The 19221-nt window shown below is 73.0% G+C and carries 15 protein-coding genes; 9 read left to right on the top strand and 6 right to left on the bottom strand.

Annotated features, from left to right (window positions below; genetic code table 11):
* The first annotated feature begins 16 nt into the window (after window positions 1-16).
* Complete coding sequence (locus ACIRPU_RS33545; RefSeq protein WP_403874129.1) at window positions 17-418, top strand: cupin domain-containing protein; 402 nt, start codon at window positions 17-19, stop codon at window positions 416-418.
* A gap of 26 nt (window positions 419-444) precedes the next feature.
* Here ACIRPU_RS33545 and ACIRPU_RS33550 read toward each other — a convergent pair whose 3' ends face one another.
* The 3 genes from ACIRPU_RS33550 to rpmG all read right to left on the bottom strand — a co-directional run bounded on the left by ACIRPU_RS33550 (window position 445) and on the right by rpmG (window position 2941).
* Window positions 445-1872 carry an alkaline phosphatase family protein gene (locus ACIRPU_RS33550; RefSeq protein ID WP_403874131.1) on the bottom strand — a complete coding sequence of 476 codons (1428 nt, stop codon included), beginning with the start codon at window positions 1870-1872 and terminating at the stop codon, window positions 445-447.
* A 214-nt stretch (window positions 1873-2086) separates the two neighbouring features.
* Complete coding sequence (locus tag ACIRPU_RS33555; protein ID WP_403874133.1) at window positions 2087-2623, bottom strand: isochorismatase family cysteine hydrolase; 537 nt, start codon at window positions 2621-2623, stop codon at window positions 2087-2089.
* 153 nt (window positions 2624-2776) lie between these two features.
* The gene (rpmG, locus tag ACIRPU_RS33560) at window positions 2777-2941 is read right to left on the bottom strand and encodes a 50S ribosomal protein L33 (RefSeq protein ID WP_020129621.1); all 165 of its coding nucleotides are present in this window, start codon (window positions 2939-2941) and stop codon (window positions 2777-2779) included.
* Window positions 2942-3151: 210 nt separating this feature from the next.
* Here rpmG and ACIRPU_RS33565 point away from each other — a divergent pair, with 210 nt between their 5' ends.
* Window positions 3152-3814 carry a lipoprotein gene (locus ACIRPU_RS33565; RefSeq protein ID WP_403874169.1) on the top strand — a complete coding sequence of 221 codons (663 nt, stop codon included), beginning with the start codon at window positions 3152-3154 and terminating at the stop codon, window positions 3812-3814.
* Window positions 3815-4067: 253 nt separating this feature from the next.
* Here the strand turns inward: ACIRPU_RS33565 and ACIRPU_RS33570 are convergent, their stop codons facing one another.
* A complete protein-coding gene (locus ACIRPU_RS33570) occupies window positions 4068-4913 on the bottom strand; it encodes a DUF72 domain-containing protein (protein WP_403874135.1) in 846 nt (281 codons plus the stop codon).
* A gap of 122 nt (window positions 4914-5035) precedes the next feature.
* On the opposite strand from ACIRPU_RS33570, the gene ACIRPU_RS33575 reads away from it, so the two are divergent.
* The 5 genes from ACIRPU_RS33575 to ACIRPU_RS33595 all read left to right on the top strand — a co-directional run bounded on the left by ACIRPU_RS33575 (window position 5036) and on the right by ACIRPU_RS33595 (window position 14797).
* The gene (locus ACIRPU_RS33575) at window positions 5036-7642 is read left to right on the top strand and encodes a SpoIIE family protein phosphatase (RefSeq protein ID WP_403874137.1); all 2607 of its coding nucleotides are present in this window, start codon (window positions 5036-5038) and stop codon (window positions 7640-7642) included.
* Window positions 7643-7693: 51 nt separating this feature from the next.
* On the top strand, window positions 7694-10390 hold the full coding sequence (locus tag ACIRPU_RS33580; RefSeq protein ID WP_403874139.1) for a SpoIIE family protein phosphatase: 2697 nt from the start codon (window positions 7694-7696) through the stop codon (window positions 10388-10390).
* Between the two features lie 132 nt (window positions 10391-10522).
* The gene (locus ACIRPU_RS33585; protein ID WP_403874141.1) at window positions 10523-11887 is read left to right on the top strand and encodes an FAD-dependent oxidoreductase; all 1365 of its coding nucleotides are present in this window, start codon (window positions 10523-10525) and stop codon (window positions 11885-11887) included.
* 160 nt (window positions 11888-12047) lie between these two features.
* Window positions 12048-13013 (top strand): DUF1152 domain-containing protein, encoded by a 966-nt coding sequence (locus ACIRPU_RS33590; RefSeq protein WP_403874143.1) that lies wholly within the window; start codon window positions 12048-12050, stop codon window positions 13011-13013.
* Between the two features lie 188 nt (window positions 13014-13201).
* The gene (locus ACIRPU_RS33595; RefSeq protein WP_403874145.1) at window positions 13202-14797 is read left to right on the top strand and encodes a serine hydrolase; all 1596 of its coding nucleotides are present in this window, start codon (window positions 13202-13204) and stop codon (window positions 14795-14797) included.
* An 11-nt stretch (window positions 14798-14808) separates the two neighbouring features.
* Here the strand turns inward: ACIRPU_RS33595 and ACIRPU_RS33600 are convergent, their stop codons facing one another.
* A complete protein-coding gene (locus tag ACIRPU_RS33600) occupies window positions 14809-16422 on the bottom strand; it encodes a serine/threonine-protein kinase (protein ID WP_403874147.1) in 1614 nt (537 codons plus the stop codon).
* Between the two features lie 185 nt (window positions 16423-16607).
* Between ACIRPU_RS33600 and ACIRPU_RS33605 the strand changes: the two genes are divergently transcribed.
* Window positions 16608-17252, top strand: coding sequence for a hypothetical protein (locus ACIRPU_RS33605; RefSeq protein WP_403874149.1), 645 nt, complete (start codon window positions 16608-16610; stop codon window positions 17250-17252).
* Between the two features lie 40 nt (window positions 17253-17292).
* On the opposite strand, the gene ACIRPU_RS33610 is transcribed toward ACIRPU_RS33605, so the two are convergent.
* Window positions 17293-17778, bottom strand: a complete 486-nt coding sequence (locus ACIRPU_RS33610) for a roadblock/LC7 domain-containing protein (RefSeq protein WP_403874151.1) — start codon at window positions 17776-17778, stop codon at window positions 17293-17295.
* A 484-nt stretch (window positions 17779-18262) separates the two neighbouring features.
* On the opposite strand from ACIRPU_RS33610, the gene ACIRPU_RS33615 reads away from it, so the two are divergent.
* On the top strand, window positions 18263-19221 hold a 959-nt coding region (locus ACIRPU_RS33615), incomplete at its 3' end, for an IS110 family transposase (RefSeq protein ID WP_403874153.1).

Genomic DNA, 19221 nt, shown 5'->3' on the forward strand with positions numbered 1-19221 from the left:
CCCGGACGACCGCCGCGTGAACCGACCGTCGCCCGTCGAGGCCCGCCCCACCGCCGAACCCGTGCCGACCCTGCTCGCCGACGGCCTGCTCACCGAACGGCTCGCCCTGGCCGCGCCGGAGAACACCAGGGTCGTGGTCGCCGACTACGAGATCCCGCCGGGCCACTCGCTCCCCTGGCACTACCACGTGGGCCGGGTCGTCGCCGTGGTGACGGCGGGCGTCCTGACCCGGACCCTGGCGGACGGATCCGAGTGCGTGACGCGCACCGGCGGATGCATCGTCGAACCGGTGGGGCCGCGGGGCGTGCACATGGCGGAGAACCGGGAGCCGGAACCGCTGCGCATCTGCGCCCTCTTCTTCCTTCCGCAGGACAGCCCGCTGTCTACGCGCGCAGAACCGCCCGACCTGGTCGCGTAGCGCCGACGCGCGGCGTGCTCGTCGGCTCAGAGCTGCGGCCGGGGGCCCGTCTCCTGGACCGGGAACGACTGCTCGGCGCCCGGCAGCGTGGGCCTGGGCAGGGTGGCGACCTCCTCCTTCGCCCTCAGCAGCTGCTCCGCCGTGTCGTCGGGGAGCGCCGGCGCGAGCGCGCTGGTGGACGCGAAGCGGAAGGCGGAGGTGAGATCGCCGAAGGCGCTGCGCCGCCATCCGCTGATGTTGGGCTCCATGACCCCCGTGAGTCTCTCCAGGAACCGCAGGGTCGAGGTGTGGTCGAAGGGCTCCGTGGCCACCCAGCCGCCCACGGTCCACGGCGAGACGACGATGGCGGGGACCCGGAAGCCGCCGCCGATCGGCAGCCCGCCGACGAACTCGCCGGGCGTGTCCACGGGCGGGGTCGGCGGGGGAACATGGTCGAACAGGCCGTCGTTCTCGTCGTAGTTGAGGATGAACGCGGTCTTGCGCCAGACCTCGGGGCGGGACGCGATGGCCTCGAGCTTCGACGCAACGAAGTCCGCGCCGGCCGCCGGCAGGTAGTCCGGGTGCTCCGACTGGTGCCCCGGCGGCACCAGCCAGGACACGGTCGGCAGCCGGTCGGCCCGGGCGTCGTCCTCGAAGGTGCCCTCCGGCTGCGGCCGGACGCCCCGCTCGTACAGCTCGGAGCCCGGTCGCGCGTTCCGGAACGTGTCGAACTGCTCCAGCATGTTGCAGCCGTAGTCGTCCTCCTGCTGGTACACCCTCCAGTCGACCCCGGCCGCCTGGAGCCGTTCGGCGTAGGTCGTCCAGCTGAACGGCGTCGGGGCGGAGTTGCGGACGACGGGCCCGCCCTGCGCGCCGTCGGGGTCGATGGTGCCGGTCATCCACATCAGGCGGTTCGGCCAGGTCGGGCCGAGGACCGAGCAGAAGTAGTGGTCGCAGACGGTGAAGGTCTCGGCGAGGGCGAACTGGAACGGGATGTCCTCACGGGTGTAGTAGCCCATGACGTAGGGGGCGTTGGCGCCGTCGGCCGTGCGGTGGGCCGACAGCCAGCGGTCCATCCGGCCGCCGTTCCACACCTCGTGCTGCACCGACCAGGCGTGGCTCGTGGACGGGATGGCCTGGGCGCTGGAGGTACGCGTGTCGAGGTGGAAGGGCAGCAGGTGGCCCGCGGGGTTCTCGGCGTCGGGCTGGTAGAAGACGGAGCGCCCGGTGTCGAGGGTGAGCGCGTCGGGGTCGGCGAAGCCGCGCACGCCGGACAGGGTGCCGAAGTAGTGGTCGAAGGACCGGTTCTCCTGCATCAGCAGGACGACGTGTTCGACGTCGGCGAGCGAGCCGCGGCGGGACGGTCCGGCCGCGACGGCCTTCTGCACGCTCGGCGGGAGGAGGGAGAGGGCCGCGGCGGCGCCCAGCGCGCCCGCGGTCGAGCCCAGGAGCCTGCGACGGGTCAACTCGGCCATGTGCGGTGTGCCCCTTGGTGAACGGAGGACGTGGAGTGAGCGGAGGAAGCGCGAAAGCGCGGAAGCGGGGAAGCGGGGAAGCGGAGGAAGGGTGCGCCCGTGCCCGTGCCCCTGCGGAACGGCCCCGTTCGCTCCCCGGCCGGGCCCGAACCCGGAGATCGCGGGTACGGCGCCGAACCGACCGTCCGTCAGACGGCTCGCGGCGGGCGGTCGTTCAGGTCCACAGATCCCCGCCGTCGCACACGCGCGCCCCCATGTTGCGCTCCATCATCGCCAGCGCCGCGTCCGCGAGATCGGCGTGGATATGGGCGACGGCGTCCCGGGGGACGGTCACGTCGAGGTGGCGGATGTGGGCGTCGAGGGCCGAGTACAGGACGCACTGCTCGGTGACCTGTCCGCACAGGACGAGGTGGTCGATGCCCTCCTGGTGGAGCAGATAGGACAGCGGGGTCTCGAAGAAGATCGAATGCCGTGCCTTGACGACGAAGAGCGAGTCCTCCTCGGGCACCAGCGGTTCGACGAGCCCGGCGTGCGGGCCGGAGAGTGCCTTGTCGAGGAGTTCGCCGTGGTGGGAGCGCCACTGGCCGAAGTTGTCGTTGACGTAGACGACGGTTTCGTCGGCGCGGCGGGCCCGGTCGAGGAGACCGGCGGCCACCGGGACCACCTTGCGGGCCGACGGCAGGAGCAGCTCGGCGTCCGGGTGGTCGTAGGTGTTGATCATGTCGATGACGATCAGCGCGGTCTTGCTCATGCCGCTATGGGTTCCCAGCCGCGCGTGAATATGACGGCACGTCACTCGTCCGCGCGACGGGCGCGCGAGAGCGGCCGGGGTCCTTGTCCGGGACCCCGGCCGCTCCGCCGTCTCGGGTCGGCGCCGCTCAGCCCTGTCGGGCCGGCGCCGACCTCAGCGTGCCTCTCGGAAGGAGACGTGCCGTCCGGCGACGGGGTCGTACTTGCGCAGGACCAGCCGGTCGGCGTCGTTGCGACGGTTCTTGCGCGTCACGTAGGTGACACCGGTACCGGCGGTGGACCTGAGGGTGATGACGGGGCGCGCCGTGCTGCGGGCCATGGGGACCTCCTCAATACCGACGCGCACTCTCTGATCGGTGCATGCCAGTCAGGGGGTACAACACGGGGCGGGACCGGGACATTCCCCGGCCGCGGCCGCCTGGTCGGCGAATCTCGGTGGCGGGGGCCGCGCACCCCTCGGTTACAGTGCTCCGCCGGTATCGCGCCGGCGCCGAGAGGAGACACAGCAGTGCGCTTTGGGGCGGGGACCGTGGGGAACGTGGGGCAGGGACTGACGCTGGCTGCCCTGGTGACGGGGCTGATGACGGGATGCGCGGCTGAGAAGGCCGACACGGACGGCGCGACCGGGGCGTCCGGGGCATCGGCGACGACGACCGCGAAGGTCGCGAAGCGCGGAGGGTCCGTCGGGGCCTCCGGGTCCGCCTGCGAGCTTCCCGTCACCTTCGACATCGCCGAGTTCTGGAAGGCCAAGGGCGTCGACGCCGAGGAGGCGTCCGCCGCCACCGGGGACCTGGCCGACCTCGCCGACGCCTTCCTGCGCCAGGGCCCGGTCACCATGGCCTGCGAGGTCGACGCCAAGCCCGCGGGGAAGATCGGGTTCCTGCGGGTGTGGACCGGCGATCCGGGCGACACCGACGCGCGTGCCGTGCTCGAGGATTTCGTGGCCGCCGAGCAGGGGGCGAGCGGGGCGCGGTACAGCACGGTGAAGGCGGGCGACATCACCGGCACCGAGGTCGCGTACGTGACCACGAGCGAGCTCCTCGAGGAGACGAAGCAGGAGCACGCGTTCGCCGTCACCACGTCCGAGGGTCCCGTCGTCCTGCATCTGGGCGGCATGGACACCGCGGAGCACGAGGCGATGCTCCCGGCCTACGAGCTGGCCAAGAGCACCCTGCACACCACCACCGGCTGACGGACCCGGCCGGGGCCACACCCCGAGGCGGGCGCGGCCGGCGTGCTCGCGCGCCTCGATGCCCGCTCGTCGGCGGACAGCTCGCCGAGGCCGGCCACCGGCCCGGCCCCGACCGGGCCACACCCCGAGCCGGGCGCCGCCCGCCGTGGGGCTCGGGCTCCCGTGAGGCCCGTGAGCCGTTTGTCGGCGGGGAGGTCGGCGGGGTCGGTCGGGGCCGGGTCGGTCGGGGCCGGGTGGGTCGGGGCCGGGCCGGTCAGGGGGCGAGCAGGGTGGTCATGCGTTCGGCGGCGCGTACGGCGGAGTCGCCGCAGCAGGTGTTGAAGAGCACGTGCACCCGCTCGGCCCGCCGGGCCAGCGCGTGAACCCTCGGCACCCACTCGCGGAGCTCGGCGTCGGTGTACTCGTGCCGGAAGCGGTCCTCCTTGCTGCCGGTGCCCCAGGCCGGGCTGCGGCCGTGCAGGCGGACGACCGCCAGCCGCGCGCAGGTGACGGGCGTGACGGGTGGCACGGCGGACGGCAGGGACTGGTCCATGTCGACGGCGACCGCGGCGAAGCCGTACGACCGCAGCAGGTCGGCCGTCGTGTGCTCCCGCTCGCCCCGCCACCAGTCCGGGTGCCGGAACTCGACGCTGACCGGCCACCCGGCGGTGCGCTCGGCGCACTGGTCGAGGAACGCGTGGGCCCGGGCGCCGGGGCGGAACCACGGCGGGAACTGGAAGAGGACGGCGCCCAGCCGTCCCGCGTCCCGCAACGGCAGGATCCCGTCCGTGAACCTCCGCCACACCTCGTCCAGGGCCTTCGGGCCACGGACGTCGGCGGGCAGACCCGGCGGCAGCACGGCCGGCCGGGTGGGATGGCCGGTCAGCAGGGAGAAGGCCTTCACGTCGAAGACGAAGCCGTCGGGGGTGCGCTCCGCCCACAGCCGGGCGTTGCGCTCACCGGGCAGCGCGTAATAGGTCGCGTCGACCTCGACGACCGGGAAGCGTTCGGCATAGTGGCGTAACCGTCCCTCCGCGTCGCGCCGCCCGGCCGGATACCAGCCGCCGGCGACCAGCGCCCGGTCCGTCCAGGAGCAGGCGCCCACCAGAATCTCGCTCATGGCGTGCCGGTTACCCCGCCCGGGGCCGTTCTCCCCGAGGTCGCGCGGATGCACATCCGGCCAGGTGTGGCGCATTCTTGCTGTGTCACCCAAGCGGCGGCGCACGGACGAGGTAGGGCCGAATGACTGGGAGCGCCGGAAACGAGCGGAAGACGTCCGGGCCACCGCCCGCGCTGCTGACCGGAGCCGTGGCGGACGCACTGCGGGCGACGGGCGGCCACACCGGCGGCGTCTACCTGTGCTCGGCCACGTCCCGGCTGCTGCGCCTCGCGGTCCTCGCGGGGCTGCCCGGTCCGCTGTTCCGCCCCTGGTGGCGGGTGCACATGGACCGGCCGTTCCCGGTGGCCGACGTGTACCGCACGGGCGTGCCGGTGGTACTGGCCAACGCCACCGAGATGATGCGCCACTACGCACAGCTCGCGGCGGGCCTGCCCTTCCAGTTCGGTTCGCTGTACGTGCCCGTCGTGGCGGACGGGCGGTCCTTCGGAGTGCTGTCCGTCCTTCGCCCGGCGACGGCCGACGCGGCGGAGGTGCAGGCGGAGCGTGAGCGGCTGACGACGGTGGCGGACGCCCTGGCCGTGGCCCTGCTGCGGCTCGGGGCGGACGGCGTGGACGTCACCTGGGACAAAGAGCCGCTGTGCGTACGGCCGCCGGCCGCCGGACCGGCCCCCGGGCGCGTCGGACGGTTCTCCTGGGATCCGGCGACCGACGTCGTCACGCTCGACGAACAGGCCCGCACCCTGCTCGGTCTGCCGCCGGACGAGTTCCCGGGCACGCTGGACGCCCTGGCCCGGGCCGTCGACCCGACGGACGCCCACCGGCTGCCGGGTCTGCTGCACCGGACGGCCCGGGGCCGTCCGCCGCCGCTGCCGCTCCAGGTGCGCACCACCGAGGGCGGCCTGCGGCTCCTCGAGCTGTGGGACGCGACGGGCGTGGCGGCCCGGCCGGGCGACGCCTCCGCCGAGTCCGCCGACATGCCCCGCCCCATCGCCGGCGTGCTCCTCGATCCGGGCCCGGGCGCCCTCGCCGACGGAGCCGCCGACCTCCTCCCCGAGGGGGTGTTCTGTCTCGACCGGCTGGGGCTCGTCGTCTACGCCAACGCGCGGGCCGGGCACCTTCTGGGCGTGCCGCGGGACCGGCTGGTCGGCCGGTCGCTGTGGGAGGCCGTGCCGTGGCTGAACCAGCCCACGGTCGAGGAGCATCTGCGCGGCGCCCTGCTGTCGCCGGAGCCCGCGCACTTCCATGTGCGGCTGCCGGTCACCACCGACCCCTCCTCCATCCCCCGGCCGTACGAGGGCGACTGGCTGCGCATGTCCCTCTACCCGGGCGCGGATCTCGTCACCTGCAAGGCGGTCCCCGCGCACCGCGTGCCCGACGACACGGCCCGCGAGCCCTCGGAGACGGACGCCCCCGCCCCCGACACCACCACCCCGACCACACCGTTCTACCGGCCCATCGTCCTGGCCATTGCGCTGACGGAGGCGGTGACCGCCCGCCAGGTGTCGGCGGTGGTGATGCAGGAGCTGCTGCCCGCGTTCGGCGGCCGTCGGCTCGCCATCTACCTGCTCCAGGAGCGGCACCTGTACCTGGCGTGGGAGTCCGGTTTCCCCGACGGCTTCCTGGCCCCCTTCGAAGGGGTGGGGCTGAACACCCGGCTGCCCGGCGTGGAGACCCTCACCACGGGCCGGCCGCTCTTCTTCGACTCGATGGAGCAGCTGGCGGACGCCTATCCGGGCATCGAGCTCGACGCGTCGGAGGGCGCCCGCGCCTTCCTCCCGCTGATCGCCTCGGGGCGCCCGGTCGGCTCGTGCATCCTCGGCTTCGACCGTCCACGCAGCTTCGGCTCCGAGGAGCGCACGGTGCTGACCGCGCTCGCCGGGCTGATCGCCCACGCGATGGAGAAGGCCCAGCGCTACGACACCGAGGCGGCCCTCGCCCGAGGGCTCCAGCAGGCGCTCCTCCCCCGCCGGCTGTCGCAGCACGCGCGCGTGGAGACCGCGGGACGCTATCTGCCGGGCACCGAGGGCATGGACGTGGGCGGCGACTGGTACGACGTCGTGGAGGCCGGGGACGGACTGGCCCTGGTCATCGGGGACGTGCAGGGGCACGGCGTGCAGGCGGCGGCCACCATGGGTCAGCTGCGCAGCGCGGTGCGGGCGTTCGCGCTGGGCGACCGGCCGCCCGAGGAGGTCATGGGCGGCACGAACCACCTCCTCATCGATCTGGACCCCGGCCAGTTCGCCAGTTGCTGCTACGTCCGGCTCGACCCGGCCACCGGTCTGGCCCGGGCGGTCCGCGCCGGGCACCTGCCGCCGCTGCTGCGCCACCCCGACGGCCGAACCGAGGTCGTGGAACTGGCCGGCGGCGTGGTGCTCGGGGTGGACCCGGGCGCCCACTATCCGGTGACGGAGCTGCGCCTGGAGCCGGGGGCGATCCTCGCCCTCTACACGGACGGGCTGGTCGAGCGGCCCGGCCATGACATCGACGAAGGCATCACGACGCTGCGCCTGGCCCTGGCGGGGGCCGGGGACGGGCGTCCGGCGGCCGATACCGACGCCGGTGGGCCCGCGGCCGGCCATCCTCCCGGCCGTACCCTCGCGGACGTCGCCGACCGGCTCACCGCGACGGCCCGGCAGGCCGCGGACCGGGCGGACGACATCGCGCTGCTGCTGGCCACCCGGCGGGCGGCGGAAGTCACCCACGGCAAGCGTGCGGGACACGGCCCGTGACCGTGCGTGACGCCTCTCGCCTCGCGCGGCCCGGCAGTGTAGACATGGCACATGGTCCGACTCCTGGGGCGCTCGGATGCCCGGCCGGCCCGTCGTCCCCGGGGCCCACGGGTCCGGCGTACGCCTGAGTCCGCAATGGGCGGGCGTAGTCTCGCCGCACAGGTGTTCGTCCTCCAAGTGGTCATCGTGCTGCTGGTGGTCGTGGCCGCCGTGGTGGCGCTGTTGCTCCAGGTGCGTCACGACACCACCCAGGAGGCCCGCAACCGCTCCGTCGCGGTCGCGCAGACCTTCGCCAACTCGCCGGGCATCGTCGAGGCGCTGAACGCCCCCAACCCGACAGCCGTGCTCCAGCCCAAGGCCGAGGCCGCCCGCAAGGCGTCCGACATGGACTTCCTCGTCGTCATGAACACCGACGGCATCCGCTACACGCATCCCAAACCGGACCGCATCGGCAAGAAGTTCGTCGGGAACATCCAGCCGGCGCTGGACGGCGGGATCGTGGTCGAGGAGGTCGACGGGACCATCGGCCGGCTCGTCCAGGCGGTGGTGCCGGTGAAGACGGCCGACGGGACCGTGGTCGGGCTCGTGTCGTCCGGGATCACCACCGCGCACGTCGGCGGCAACGCCGACCGGCAGCTGCCGCTCGTCCTCGGCAGCGCCGCGGTGGCCCTCCTCCTGGCCACGGCGAGCACGGCGCTGGTCAGCCGGCGTCTGCTGCGCCAGACCCACGGCCTGGGCCCGCGCGAGATGACCCGGATGTACGAGCACCACGACGCGGTCCTGCACTCCGTACGGGAAGGGGTGATCATCGTCGGCGGCGAGGGCGACCTGCTGCTCGCCAACGACGAGGCGCAGCGCCTGCTCGACCTGCCCCCGGACGCCGAACGGCGCCAGGTCCTCGAGCTGGGGCTCGACCGGGACACCGCCGAACTGCTGGCCTCCGGGCGGATGGTCACCGACGAGGTGCACCTGGTCGGGGAGCGGCTGCTGGCGATCAACCAGCGGCCCACGGACCTGGCGGGCGGACCGGCGGGCAGCGTCGCCACCCTGCGCGACTCGACCGAGCTGCGCGCCCTGTCGGGCCGGGCGGAGGCGACCCGTGAGCGTCTCGACATGCTGTACGCGGCCGGCGTGGCCATCGGGACCAGCCTGGACGTCACCCGCACCGCCGAGGAGCTCACGGAACTGGCCGTGCCGAGGTTCGCGGACTTCGCGAGCGTGGACCTGTTCGACGCCGTCCTGGAGGGCGAGGAGCCGGGGGCACGGGGCACGCTGCGGCGCACGGCGGTGAGCGCGATCCGCAAGGGCGCGCCGCTGTACGCGGTGGGCGAGCGGATCCGGTTCGTGGACTCCGCCCCGCAGGGCCGCAGTCTCGGCGAGGCGCGGGCGGTGCTGGAGGCGCATCTCGCCCAGGCGACGGGCTGGCGCGCCCAGGACCTCGAACGGACCGAGCAGGTCGTGGAGTTCGGCATCCACTCGCTGATCACCGTGCCCGTGCGGGCCGGGTCCCTGATCCTGGGCGTGGTCAGTTTCTGGCGTTCGGAGCGGCCCGACCCGTTCGACCCGGACGAGGTGGTGCTCGCGGAGGAGCTGGTGGCGCGGGCCGCGATCTCCATCGACAACGCGCGCCGGTTCACCCGCGAGCACGGCATGGCGGTCACCCTCCAGCGCAGCCTGCTGCCGCGGACCCTGCCCGAACAGAACGCCCTGGACATCGCCTACCGCTATCTGCCGGCGCAGGCGGGTGTGGGCGGCGACTGGTTCGACGTGCTGCCCCTGTCCGGGGCCCGGGTCGCCCTCGTCGTGGGCGACGTGGTCGGCCACGGCCTGCACGCGGCGGCCACCATGGGCCGGCTGCGCACCGCGGTGCACAACTTCTCCGCCCTGGACCTGGCCCCGGAGGAGCTCCTCGCTCTGCTGGACGAGCTGGTGGCCCGCATCGACCAGGACGAGGCGGACGACGGCACCGACGCGGCCGTTTCCGGGGCGACCTGTCTGTACGCCATCTACGACCCGGTCTCGCGGCGCTGCACGATCGCCCGTGCCGGGCATCCGCCGCCCGCGCTGGTGCACCCCGACGGCCGGGTCGAGTACCTCGAGGTGCCCGCCGGGCTCCCGCTCGGTCTGGGCGGGCTGCCGTTCGAGACGGTCGAGCTGGAGCTGGCCGAGGGCAGCTCGCTGGTGCTGTACACCGACGGGCTGGTGGAGGACCGGGAACGGGACATCGACACCGGTCTGGAGCTGCTGCGCACCGCCCTGGCGCAGGGCTCCGACGGGCCGCCGGAGGGGACCTGCCAGGCGGTCCTGGACGCCCTTCTGCCGCCCCGCCCGGGCGACGACATCGCGCTGATCGTCGCGCGGACCCGGGCGCTGGGCGCCGACCGGGTCGCCGAGTGGGACGTGCCGGTGGACCCCGCGGCGGTCGGCGAGGTGCGGGCGGCCGTGGTGCGGCAGCTGGCGCGCTGGGACCTGGAGGACCTGTCCTTCACGACGGAACTGATCCTGAGCGAACTGGTCACCAACGCGATCCGCTACGGCAGCGCCCCGGTGCGCGTCCGTCTGCTGCGCGACCGCACCCTGATCTGCGAGGTCGCCGACAGCAGCAGCACCTCGCCGCACCTGCGGTACGCGGCCATGACCGACGAGGGCGGGCGCGGCCTGTTCCTCGTGGCGCAGCTGACCGAACGCTGGGGCACCCGCTACACCGCCAAGGGCAAGGTCATCTGGGCCGAACAGCCGCTGCCGTGAGGTGAGTCGGCCGCCGTTCCACTCATAAATGATGCTTATGAGTCCATAGACCGGACCCGCGTACCGGGTAAGGTTTGCCTTAGTTTAGGCTTCCCCCGAGTCGATCTGTCGCCACTCGAAGGGAACCTGATCATGCCCCGCCCCCTGCGGGTAGCCATTGTCGGAGCCGGCCCCGCCGGGATCTACGCCGCCGACGCGCTGCTCAAGTCCGATGTGGCCGCCGACCCGGGTGTCTCCATCGACCTCTTCGAGCGCATGCCGGCCCCGTTCGGCCTGATCCGTTACGGCGTCGCCCCGGACCACCCCCGCATCAAGGGCATCGTCAACGCCCTGCACCAGGTCCTCGACAAGCCGCAGGTCCGCCTCTTCGGCAACGTCGACTACCCCACCGACATCAGCCTGGACGACCTGCGCGCCTTCTACGACGCGGTGATCTTCTCGACCGGCGCGACGGCCGACCGCGAGCTGTCGATCCCCGGCATCGAGCTCGACGGCTCCTACGGCGCCGCGGACTTCGTCTCCTGGTACGACGGTCACCCGGACGTCCCGCGCACCTGGCCGCTCGAGGCCGAGAAGGTCGCGGTCCTGGGAGTCGGCAACGTCGCCCTCGACGTGGCCCGCATCCTGGCCAAGACGGCGGACGAGCTGCTGCCGACGGAGATCCCGGCCAACGTCCACGAGGGCCTGAAGGCCAACAAGGCGCTGGAGGTCCACGTCTTCGGCCGCCGCGGCCCGGCGCAGGCGAAGTTCTCCCCGATGGAGCTGCGCGAGCTCGACCACTCCCCCAACATCGAGGTCATCGTCGACCCCGAGGACATCGACTACGACGACGGCTCGATCGCGACGCGGCGCGGCAACAAGCAGGCCGACATGGTCGCCAAGACGCTGGAGAACTGGGCGATCCGCGACGTCGGGAACCGCCCGCACAAGCTGTTCCTGCACTTCTTCGAGTCGCCGACCGAGATCCTCGGCGACGACGGCAAGGTCGTCGGTCTGCGCACCGAGCGCACCGCCCTCGACGGCACCGGCAACGTCAAGGGCACCGGCGAGTTCAAGGACTGGGACGTCACGGCGATCTACCGCGCCGTCGGCTACCTCTCCGACAAGCTCCCGAAGCTGCCCTGGGACCTCGACTCGGGCACGGTCCCGGACGAGGGCGGCCGCGTCATAGAGGAGTCCGGCGACCACCTCCAGTCGACCTACGTCACCGGCTGGATCCGCCGCGGCCCGGTCGGCCTCATCGGCCACACCAAGGGCGACGCCAACGAGACGGTGTCGAACCTGCTGGCCGACCACGCCGCCGGCCGTCTGCACGCGCCCGCCTCGCCCGAGCCGACGGCAGTGGAGGCGTTCCTCGCCGAGCGCGACGTCCGCTTCACCACCTGGGAGGGCTGGTACAAGCTGGACGCCGCGGAGAAGGCGCTGGGCGAGCCGCAGGGCCGCGAGCGCGTGAAGATCGTCGAGCGTGAGGACATGCTGCGGGAGAGCGGCGCGTAGTCCCGGCGTGGGATTCGGTCGCCGAGCACCGTCGGGCCACTCCGGCCACGGTGCTCGGCGACCGGACCCCATCTCGCCTACGGCTCAGCTCTGTTGTCGTTATTTTCCGTTGGCGTTATTTCCGTTGGGCCGCGTGATCGACGCCTGTTAGCGTCCCGGGGTGTTCTCCCTCCACGAGCCTCCCCTCTTCACCCGGCTGCGCGACGCGCGCCGGGTGCTCGTCGCCGGTGCGGGCGGCGGTTTCGACGTGTACGCGGGCCTGCCGCTGGCGTTCGCCCTGCGTGCGGCGGGCAAGGAGGTCCATCTGGCCAACCTCTCCTTCGCCGACCTGTACGGGCTGCCCTCCGAGGTCTGGATCCAGCCGGACGTCGCGGCCGTCCGCCCCGACCTCCCCGCCCGCGGCGACTACTTCCCCGAGCACACCCTGGCCCGCTGGCTCGACCGGCACGACCTCCCCTCGACGGTGTACGCCTTCCCGCGCACCGGAGTGGAACCCCTGCGGGCCGCCTACCGGGCGCTCCTCGACCACCTGGGCGGGGTGGACGCCGTCGTCCTGGTGGACGGCGGGACGGACATCCTGATGCGCGGCGACGAGCACGGGCTGGGCACGCCTGAGGAGGACATGGCCAGTCTGGCCGCCGTGCGCGACCTCGACGACGTCCCCCAGAGGCTGGTGGCCTGTCTGGGCTTCGGCGTGGACGCCCACCACGGGGTGAACCACTCCCTGGTCCTGGAGAACCTGGCCGCGCTGGACCGCGAGGACGCCTACCTCGGCGCGTTCTCCCTGTCGCACCGGAGCCCCGAGGGGGCCCTCTACCTGGACGCCGTGGCCGACGCCCAGGCCTGCACCCCGAGCCACCCGAGCATCGTCAACGGATCCGTCGCCGCCGCCGTACGCGGCGCCTTCGGCGACGTCCGGTTCACCAAGCGGACGAAGGACAGCAAGCTGTTCGTCAATCCGCTCATGGCGCTGTACTTCTGCGTCGACGCGCCCGGTCTGGCCCGGCGCAACCTCTACCTCGACCGCCTGGACGGCACGGTCCTGATGCGGCAGATCAGCTCCCGCATCGAGGAGTTCCGCGACGAACTCCCCCTGCTGCGGCAGCCGCGCGCCTTCCCGCACTGACGCGCACCGCACTGACGCGCGCACCGCGACGCCGTGCGGGCGGCGGTGCGCAGGGCGTCAGCAGGCCCGGCCGCCTCTCGCGCGGGATGCCGTGGCCGTGCCGGGGCTGGTCGGCGACATCCCGCGCGGCGGGACCCCGAGTCACACGCGCACGACTCGGCAGGACACCGTCCCCGGCGAGGCGTTCAATGGTCTGCATGGGTGTTCGCCAGACGACGACACGCCACCGAGGGAAGGCCCGGGCGGCCCTCGCGGTGGCCGCGCTCCTGCTCGTCCCCGGTGTCCTCGCCGCCGCTCCCCCGCCCGCGCCGCCCACGCAGCTGACGGCGGCGGAGGTGAACGCGGCCGTCGGGAAGCTCGACGGGATCGTGCGGGACGGGATGGAGCGGACGGGCGTGCCCGGGGTCGCCGTCGCCGTCGTGTACAAGGACCGGGTCGTCTACCTGAAGGGTTTCGGCGTCCGGCACGAGGGCCGGTCCGCCCCGATCGACCCCGACACGGTGTTCGAGCTGGCGTCGCTGTCCAAGCCGCTGGCGTCGACCGTCGTCGCCGGAGCGGTGGGCGAGGGCGACGAGAAGATCGGCTGGGACGATCCCGTGGCCGCCCATCTGCCCGGCTTCGCCCTCAAGGACCCGTGGGTGACGCGGAACGTCACGGTGGCCGACCTGTTCGCGCACCGCAGCGGCCTGCCCGACCACGCGGGCGATCTGCTGGAGGACCTCGGCTACGACCGCACGTACATCCTCAATCACCTCCGGTACGAGCCACTGGCCCCGTTCCGCGCCTCCTACGCCTACACCAACTACGGCCCCACGGCGGCCGGTCAGGCAGTCGCGGACGCCGAGGGCACCACCTGGGAGAAGCTCTCCGAGGACACTCTCTACAAGCCCGCCGGCATGGACTCCACCAGCTCCCTCTTCGCCGACTACCAGGCCGCGCGGAACCGGGCCGACCTGCATGTGAAGGCCCCCGACGGCACCTGGCGGGCCCAGTACGTGCGCGACGCCGACGCCCAGGCCCCGGCGGGCGGCGCCAGCTCCACCGCCCGCGACATGTCCCGCTGGCTGCGCCTCCAACTGGCGAACGGCAAGCTCGACGGCGAGCAGATCATCCCGGCCCAGCAGCTCGAGCGCACCCACGTCCCCGCGATCGTCTCCAATCCTCCGCAGACGCCGGCCGGCCGCACGGGCTTCTACGGCCTCGGCTGGAACGTGAGTTACGACGACCTGGGCCGCCTGCGTCTGAGCCACTCGGGCGCCTTCGCCCTCGGCGCGAACACCAACGTCACCATGCTTCCCGCGGAGCAACTGGGCATCGTGGTCCTCACCAACGGCAAGCCGCTCGGACTCCCCGACGCCATCGCGGAGAGCTTCTTCGACACCGCCGAACACGGGAAGGCCACGGCCGACTGGCTCAACCTGATCGGGAAGATCTACGCACAGCAGGACCAGGCGGCCATCTCGCCCACCGACTACACCGCGCCGCCCGCGGACGCGGCCGCCGCCCGCCCCGACGCCGCGTACACCGGGACGTACGCCAACAACTTCTACGGTCCGCTGACCGTCTCCACGTCCGGCGGCGAACTGACCATGCGGCTGGGCCCCATGCCGACGACGTTCCGGCTGACCCACTACGACGGCGACACGTTCAGCTTCCGGACCGTCGGCGAGAACGCCGTCGGACTGTCCGGCGTCACCTTCCACGGCGACCGGGACGGCAAGGCCACCCGGGTCACCGTGGAGGCGTTCGACGAGACCGGCCTCGGCACCTTCACCCGCGAATAGGGGGCCGGGGGTCAGCCGTCGTCGCGCGGGTGGGTCTCGATCACCCTGGCCCGCACATCGGCCCGGAGGTAGGCGCTGCCGTAGTCGTCGGAGAGATAGACGCTGATGGTCGGCTCGCTGTCGAAGATGGTGGAGCCCGGGTTGACGATCAGGTAGCGGCTCGTCGGCTCGGCGACGCCCAGGAGCTCGGTGGCCCTGGCGAGCAGCGCGGGCACGGCGTCCCAGTCGTAGACGTCGAGGTCGACGGGGATCGCGCCGGTCATGACGGTGCCGCCCGGCCCGTCCTTCACCGCCACGTCGCCGCCCCGGTACATGTACCGGTCGTAGAGCTTCGGGTGGCCGACGACGGAGGCGTCGGCGATGGCGTACTCCCCGTACACCACCAGGCTGGTGACCTTCGCCCCGCCCATGGCGGTGGTCAGCTTCGCCACGGTCGTCTTGAGGCCCTCCTGGCTCAGCAGGTCGACCTTCTCCGCGGCGGCGACCCCGCCGGACGAGCCGCCGGAGGACGTCTGCCGGGCGCTCCGCGACACGGACGGAGTCGGTGTCGCCGCGCCTCCGGTGTCGCCGTCGTCCGTGTTCGGGAGCAGCGTCCACACCAGAACGCCCGTCAGGGCCGTGCCGAGGACGGCCCCGGAGACGGCCCGGCTCCGGGCGCGGCGCCCTCGGGCCGGGGCGGTGGTGTGCGGCGGGGCGGGGGTGACGTCGGCGGCCGCGGGCGGGGCGAGGGGGTAGGAGGTCTGCGGGGCGTGCAGGACCGACGCCGAGGGCGACGGATCGGGTGCGTCCCCGGTCACGGCCGCGAGCATCCGGTCGACCTCCGCCGCGTCGGGACGGGCCTGCGGGTCCCGGACGAGCAGCGCCGTGAGGACACCCGTCAGCGGTCCGGCCCGGCGCGGCGCGGGCACGTCCTCGCCGAGCACGGCGGCCAGCGTGGCGAGCGTGCTCGCCCTGCGCAGCGGATGGTGGCCCTCCACCGCGACGTACAGCAGCATCCCCAGCGACCAGAGGTCGGCGGCGGGGCCGCCCTCCTTGCCGCTGACCCGTTCCGGCGCCATGAAGTCGGGCGAGCCGATGACGGCCCCGGTGGCCGTGAGGGCGGCGGACTCCCGGACGGCGGCGATGCCGAAGTCGGTGAGCACGGGCCGCCCGTCGGGGCGGAGCAGGACGTTGGCGGGTTTCACGTCGCGGTGCTCGATGCCGACGGCGTGCGCGGCGCGCAGCGCGGACAGCACCTCGCGGCCCAGGCGGGCGGCCTCGGCCGGTGTCATCACGCCCCGGTCGAGCCGGTCCTGGAGGGAGCCGCCCTCGACCAGCTCCATCACGATCCACGGATACGTGTTCTCGCCACCGTCGACGATGTGGTGGATCGTGACGACGTTGGGGTGGTGCACGCGGGCCAGCGCGCGGGCCTCCCGCAGCACGCGCTCGCGCAGCGTCCGGGCGCCCTCGGGGTCGTACTCGGCGAGATCCGGGTCCGGGGGCCGCACCTCCTTCACGGCCACGTCCCGACGCAGCGCCAGGTCGTGGGCCCGCCACACCAGGCCCATGCCTCCGCCGCCGAGTCGCCCGACCAGCTCGAAACGGCCGTCGACGACGCGTCTGTGGGGTTCCGCTGTGCTCATGGAGGGAGCTTAGGGGTACGGACCGACAGGCGGTGCGTCGGCCGGAGAGGGCACGGCGCGAATGGTCTGCGGGGGCCACGGGCATGCTGTGAGCGAGGTCACTTCCGCCGGGCCGTGCGGGACCCGTCCCGGACCGCTCACCCGCTCATCGCCCTCCCCCACGAAGGACATGTGCTTTGGCTCTTATGTACCTTGACGCCCCTTCGGCCCGCCGTCCGGGCCGCTGCTGGACGATCCGTGTGGTCGGGCACCGGGACCGCACCGCGTCGGTCACCTGCTCCTCGCCGTGCGTGATGCCGCCGCGCTCCCGGGACCTCGCGGCCCTGCGCCGCTTCGCGGTGGCCCACGCGGCCGCGCACGCCAGAGCGGCGGCGGTGCATCCCGACGCCGCCTGCTGGTGCCGTCGCCAGCGGTGCGCGCTGCACGAGGGCACCCGGGTCGCCTGCGCGGGCTCGGTCGTCCTCGTCCTGCGGCACGACCCGGTGGTCGGCCAGGTGTGGACCCTCAGCGAAGTCTGCGCCGCCTGCGCCCCGTTGCTGCCCCACGCCCGCGTGCTGAACCGCGCGGCGCCGCCCCCGCCCCGCGTCGCGGACCCGGCGCCGGACACGGGTCACGAGCCGGGCCGGGCCGCGGGATCCGGTGCGGGTGGAGGGCGGGAGGCGCACGACCGTCCGGCCCCCTCCGCGCCGGCGACGCCGACCGTGGGGCCACCGCGTCTCGTCCCCGGTGGATTCAGCGCCCCCGCGTCGGGCACCGGTGCGGGGGCGGAACGGGGCGGCGGCCGACGGCACGGGGTCGGCGGACGACGCGGACGGACCACCGGCTCGTAGACGCTCCCGTTCACGATCGGCCGGAGTCCGCCGGAGCCCGTCAGGGCTCGTATCGGGACTGCGGCGGGATACGGATGGGCAGAGCACCGAGGATCCGGCCGCGGAACCGCGGAGCCGGTGGCTCACCGCCATGGACGACGGACCCGTCGTCCATGGATCGCGCCGCCAGCAGCTCGGCGATGCGCGCGCCGCCGCGCCGCCCCTCCAGGTGCAGACGGCCGACGTTGGTCCGGTCGTCGGCGAGCAGCGTCAGGACGGCGGACGGCCCGGCCGCGTACGTCGCGAGGTAGCCCCCGGCCCCGCGCACCAGCAGCTCGCGGAACTCGCCGCGGGCCGTGAGATCGACCATGCGGCGCCCGACGCCGAGCGCCGCGGCGGTGAGGGCCGCCAGGCCTTCCGGCTGCACGTCCGGCATGTCCTCGGCGAGGACGAGACCGTCGGCACCGGCCGCCAACGCGCCCAACAGGTCCGGTACACGGGCTCGCAGTCGGCGCAGTTCGTTCAGAACCTCGGTCTCGACGGCCATGACCGTTGTCCCTTCGGCACGTTGTCGACTGACACGCATCAAGTGCGGCGCGGCGCGCGGTGGTTCAGATACTCCTGAGGCTACGGAAAGCTGCGTCCGGAAGCCATGGCTCCGGCATTTTCCTTTGGAACATGCGGCGCGGCCCGGAGGCGACCCCGAACCCGGGCCCTCGACCTGCGTCGTTCCAGGTCAGCGATCCAGCGCACCTTCGGTGCGCGCCGGGGGCGTGGTAAATCCCGTGGGCTGCGCTGAGGTGCTTCTGTCCGCCCTGACATGGGCTGATGCCGGTCCGGGAAGCTGGAGGGGTTCGTTCCGGCCGAAGTCGATGTCTCTGTGATGCCGGTGAGCTCGCAGGTCAGCGTGACGCTGAGGGCCGTCCACGGGAACCGTGGAGTGTTGCTGTGAGCACGTGCGTCAGAATTCCTGTTCTGCCCTGGCCCTCCCGGAACGGCATACCGGTTGTCGGCTGGGAGGGAGCAGAGCCGTGGACGTGCTGCACGAACGCTGCGCTGGTGCGGACATCAGCAAGAAGGACGCCAAGGTGTGCGTTCACACGCCGAGTACGAAGCGGCGGGGGTCGTTCACCACCGAGACCACGACGTGGGGTTCGACGACGAACGCGGTCCTTGCCCTGCGGGACCACCTGCTCGCAGCCGAGGTCACGCTGGTGGTGATCGAGGCCACCAGTGACTACTGGAAGCCGTTTTACTACCTGCTGGCCGAGGACTTGGACGTGATCCTGGTCAATGCGAGGCAGGTCAAGAACCTGCCCGGCCGCAAGACCGACGTCTCTGATGCGGCCTGGCTGGCCCAGCTCGGCGCCCACGGCCTGGTCAGGCCGTCGTTCGTGCCCGACCAGCCCGTGCGTGAACTGCGGGACCTGACCCGCGCCCGCACCCAGCTCACCCGCGAGCGCGGCCAGATCGTCCAGCGCCTGGAGAAGCTACTGGAGGACACCGGGATCAAGCTCGCCGCGGTCGCCTCCGACATCATGGGCGTCTCCGGCCGGGCCATGCTGGAGGCTCTCGTCTCGGGTGAACGCGAGCCACAGACCCTTGCGGAGCTGGCCAGGCGCAAGCTCCGCAACAAGATCCCCGAACTCACCGAAGCCCTGACAGGCCGCTTCCGCGACCATCACGCTTTCCTGGTCCGGCTGCACCTGGACCACTACGACCAGCTCACGGATTCGGTCGGACAGCTGGATACACGGATCGAGGAGGCGATGGCCCCCTTTCGCCCCGCGCTCGACCTGCTCGACACCATCCCCGGGATCAACCGCGCGGTCGCCGAGGTGATCATCGCCGAGACCGGCGGAGACATGGCCCGGTTCGCCTCCGCCCGACACCTCGCCTCCTGGGCCGGGGTCTGCCCCGGTCACCACGAGTCCGCCGGCCGCACCAAAAACACCAAGGTCCGTCCCGGCAATCCCTACCTGAAGGGAGC

This window comes from Streptomyces sp. NPDC102259, from assembly GCF_044766465.1.
In the GTDB taxonomy this organism is placed as follows: Bacteria; Actinomycetota; Actinomycetes; order Streptomycetales; family Streptomycetaceae; genus Streptomyces.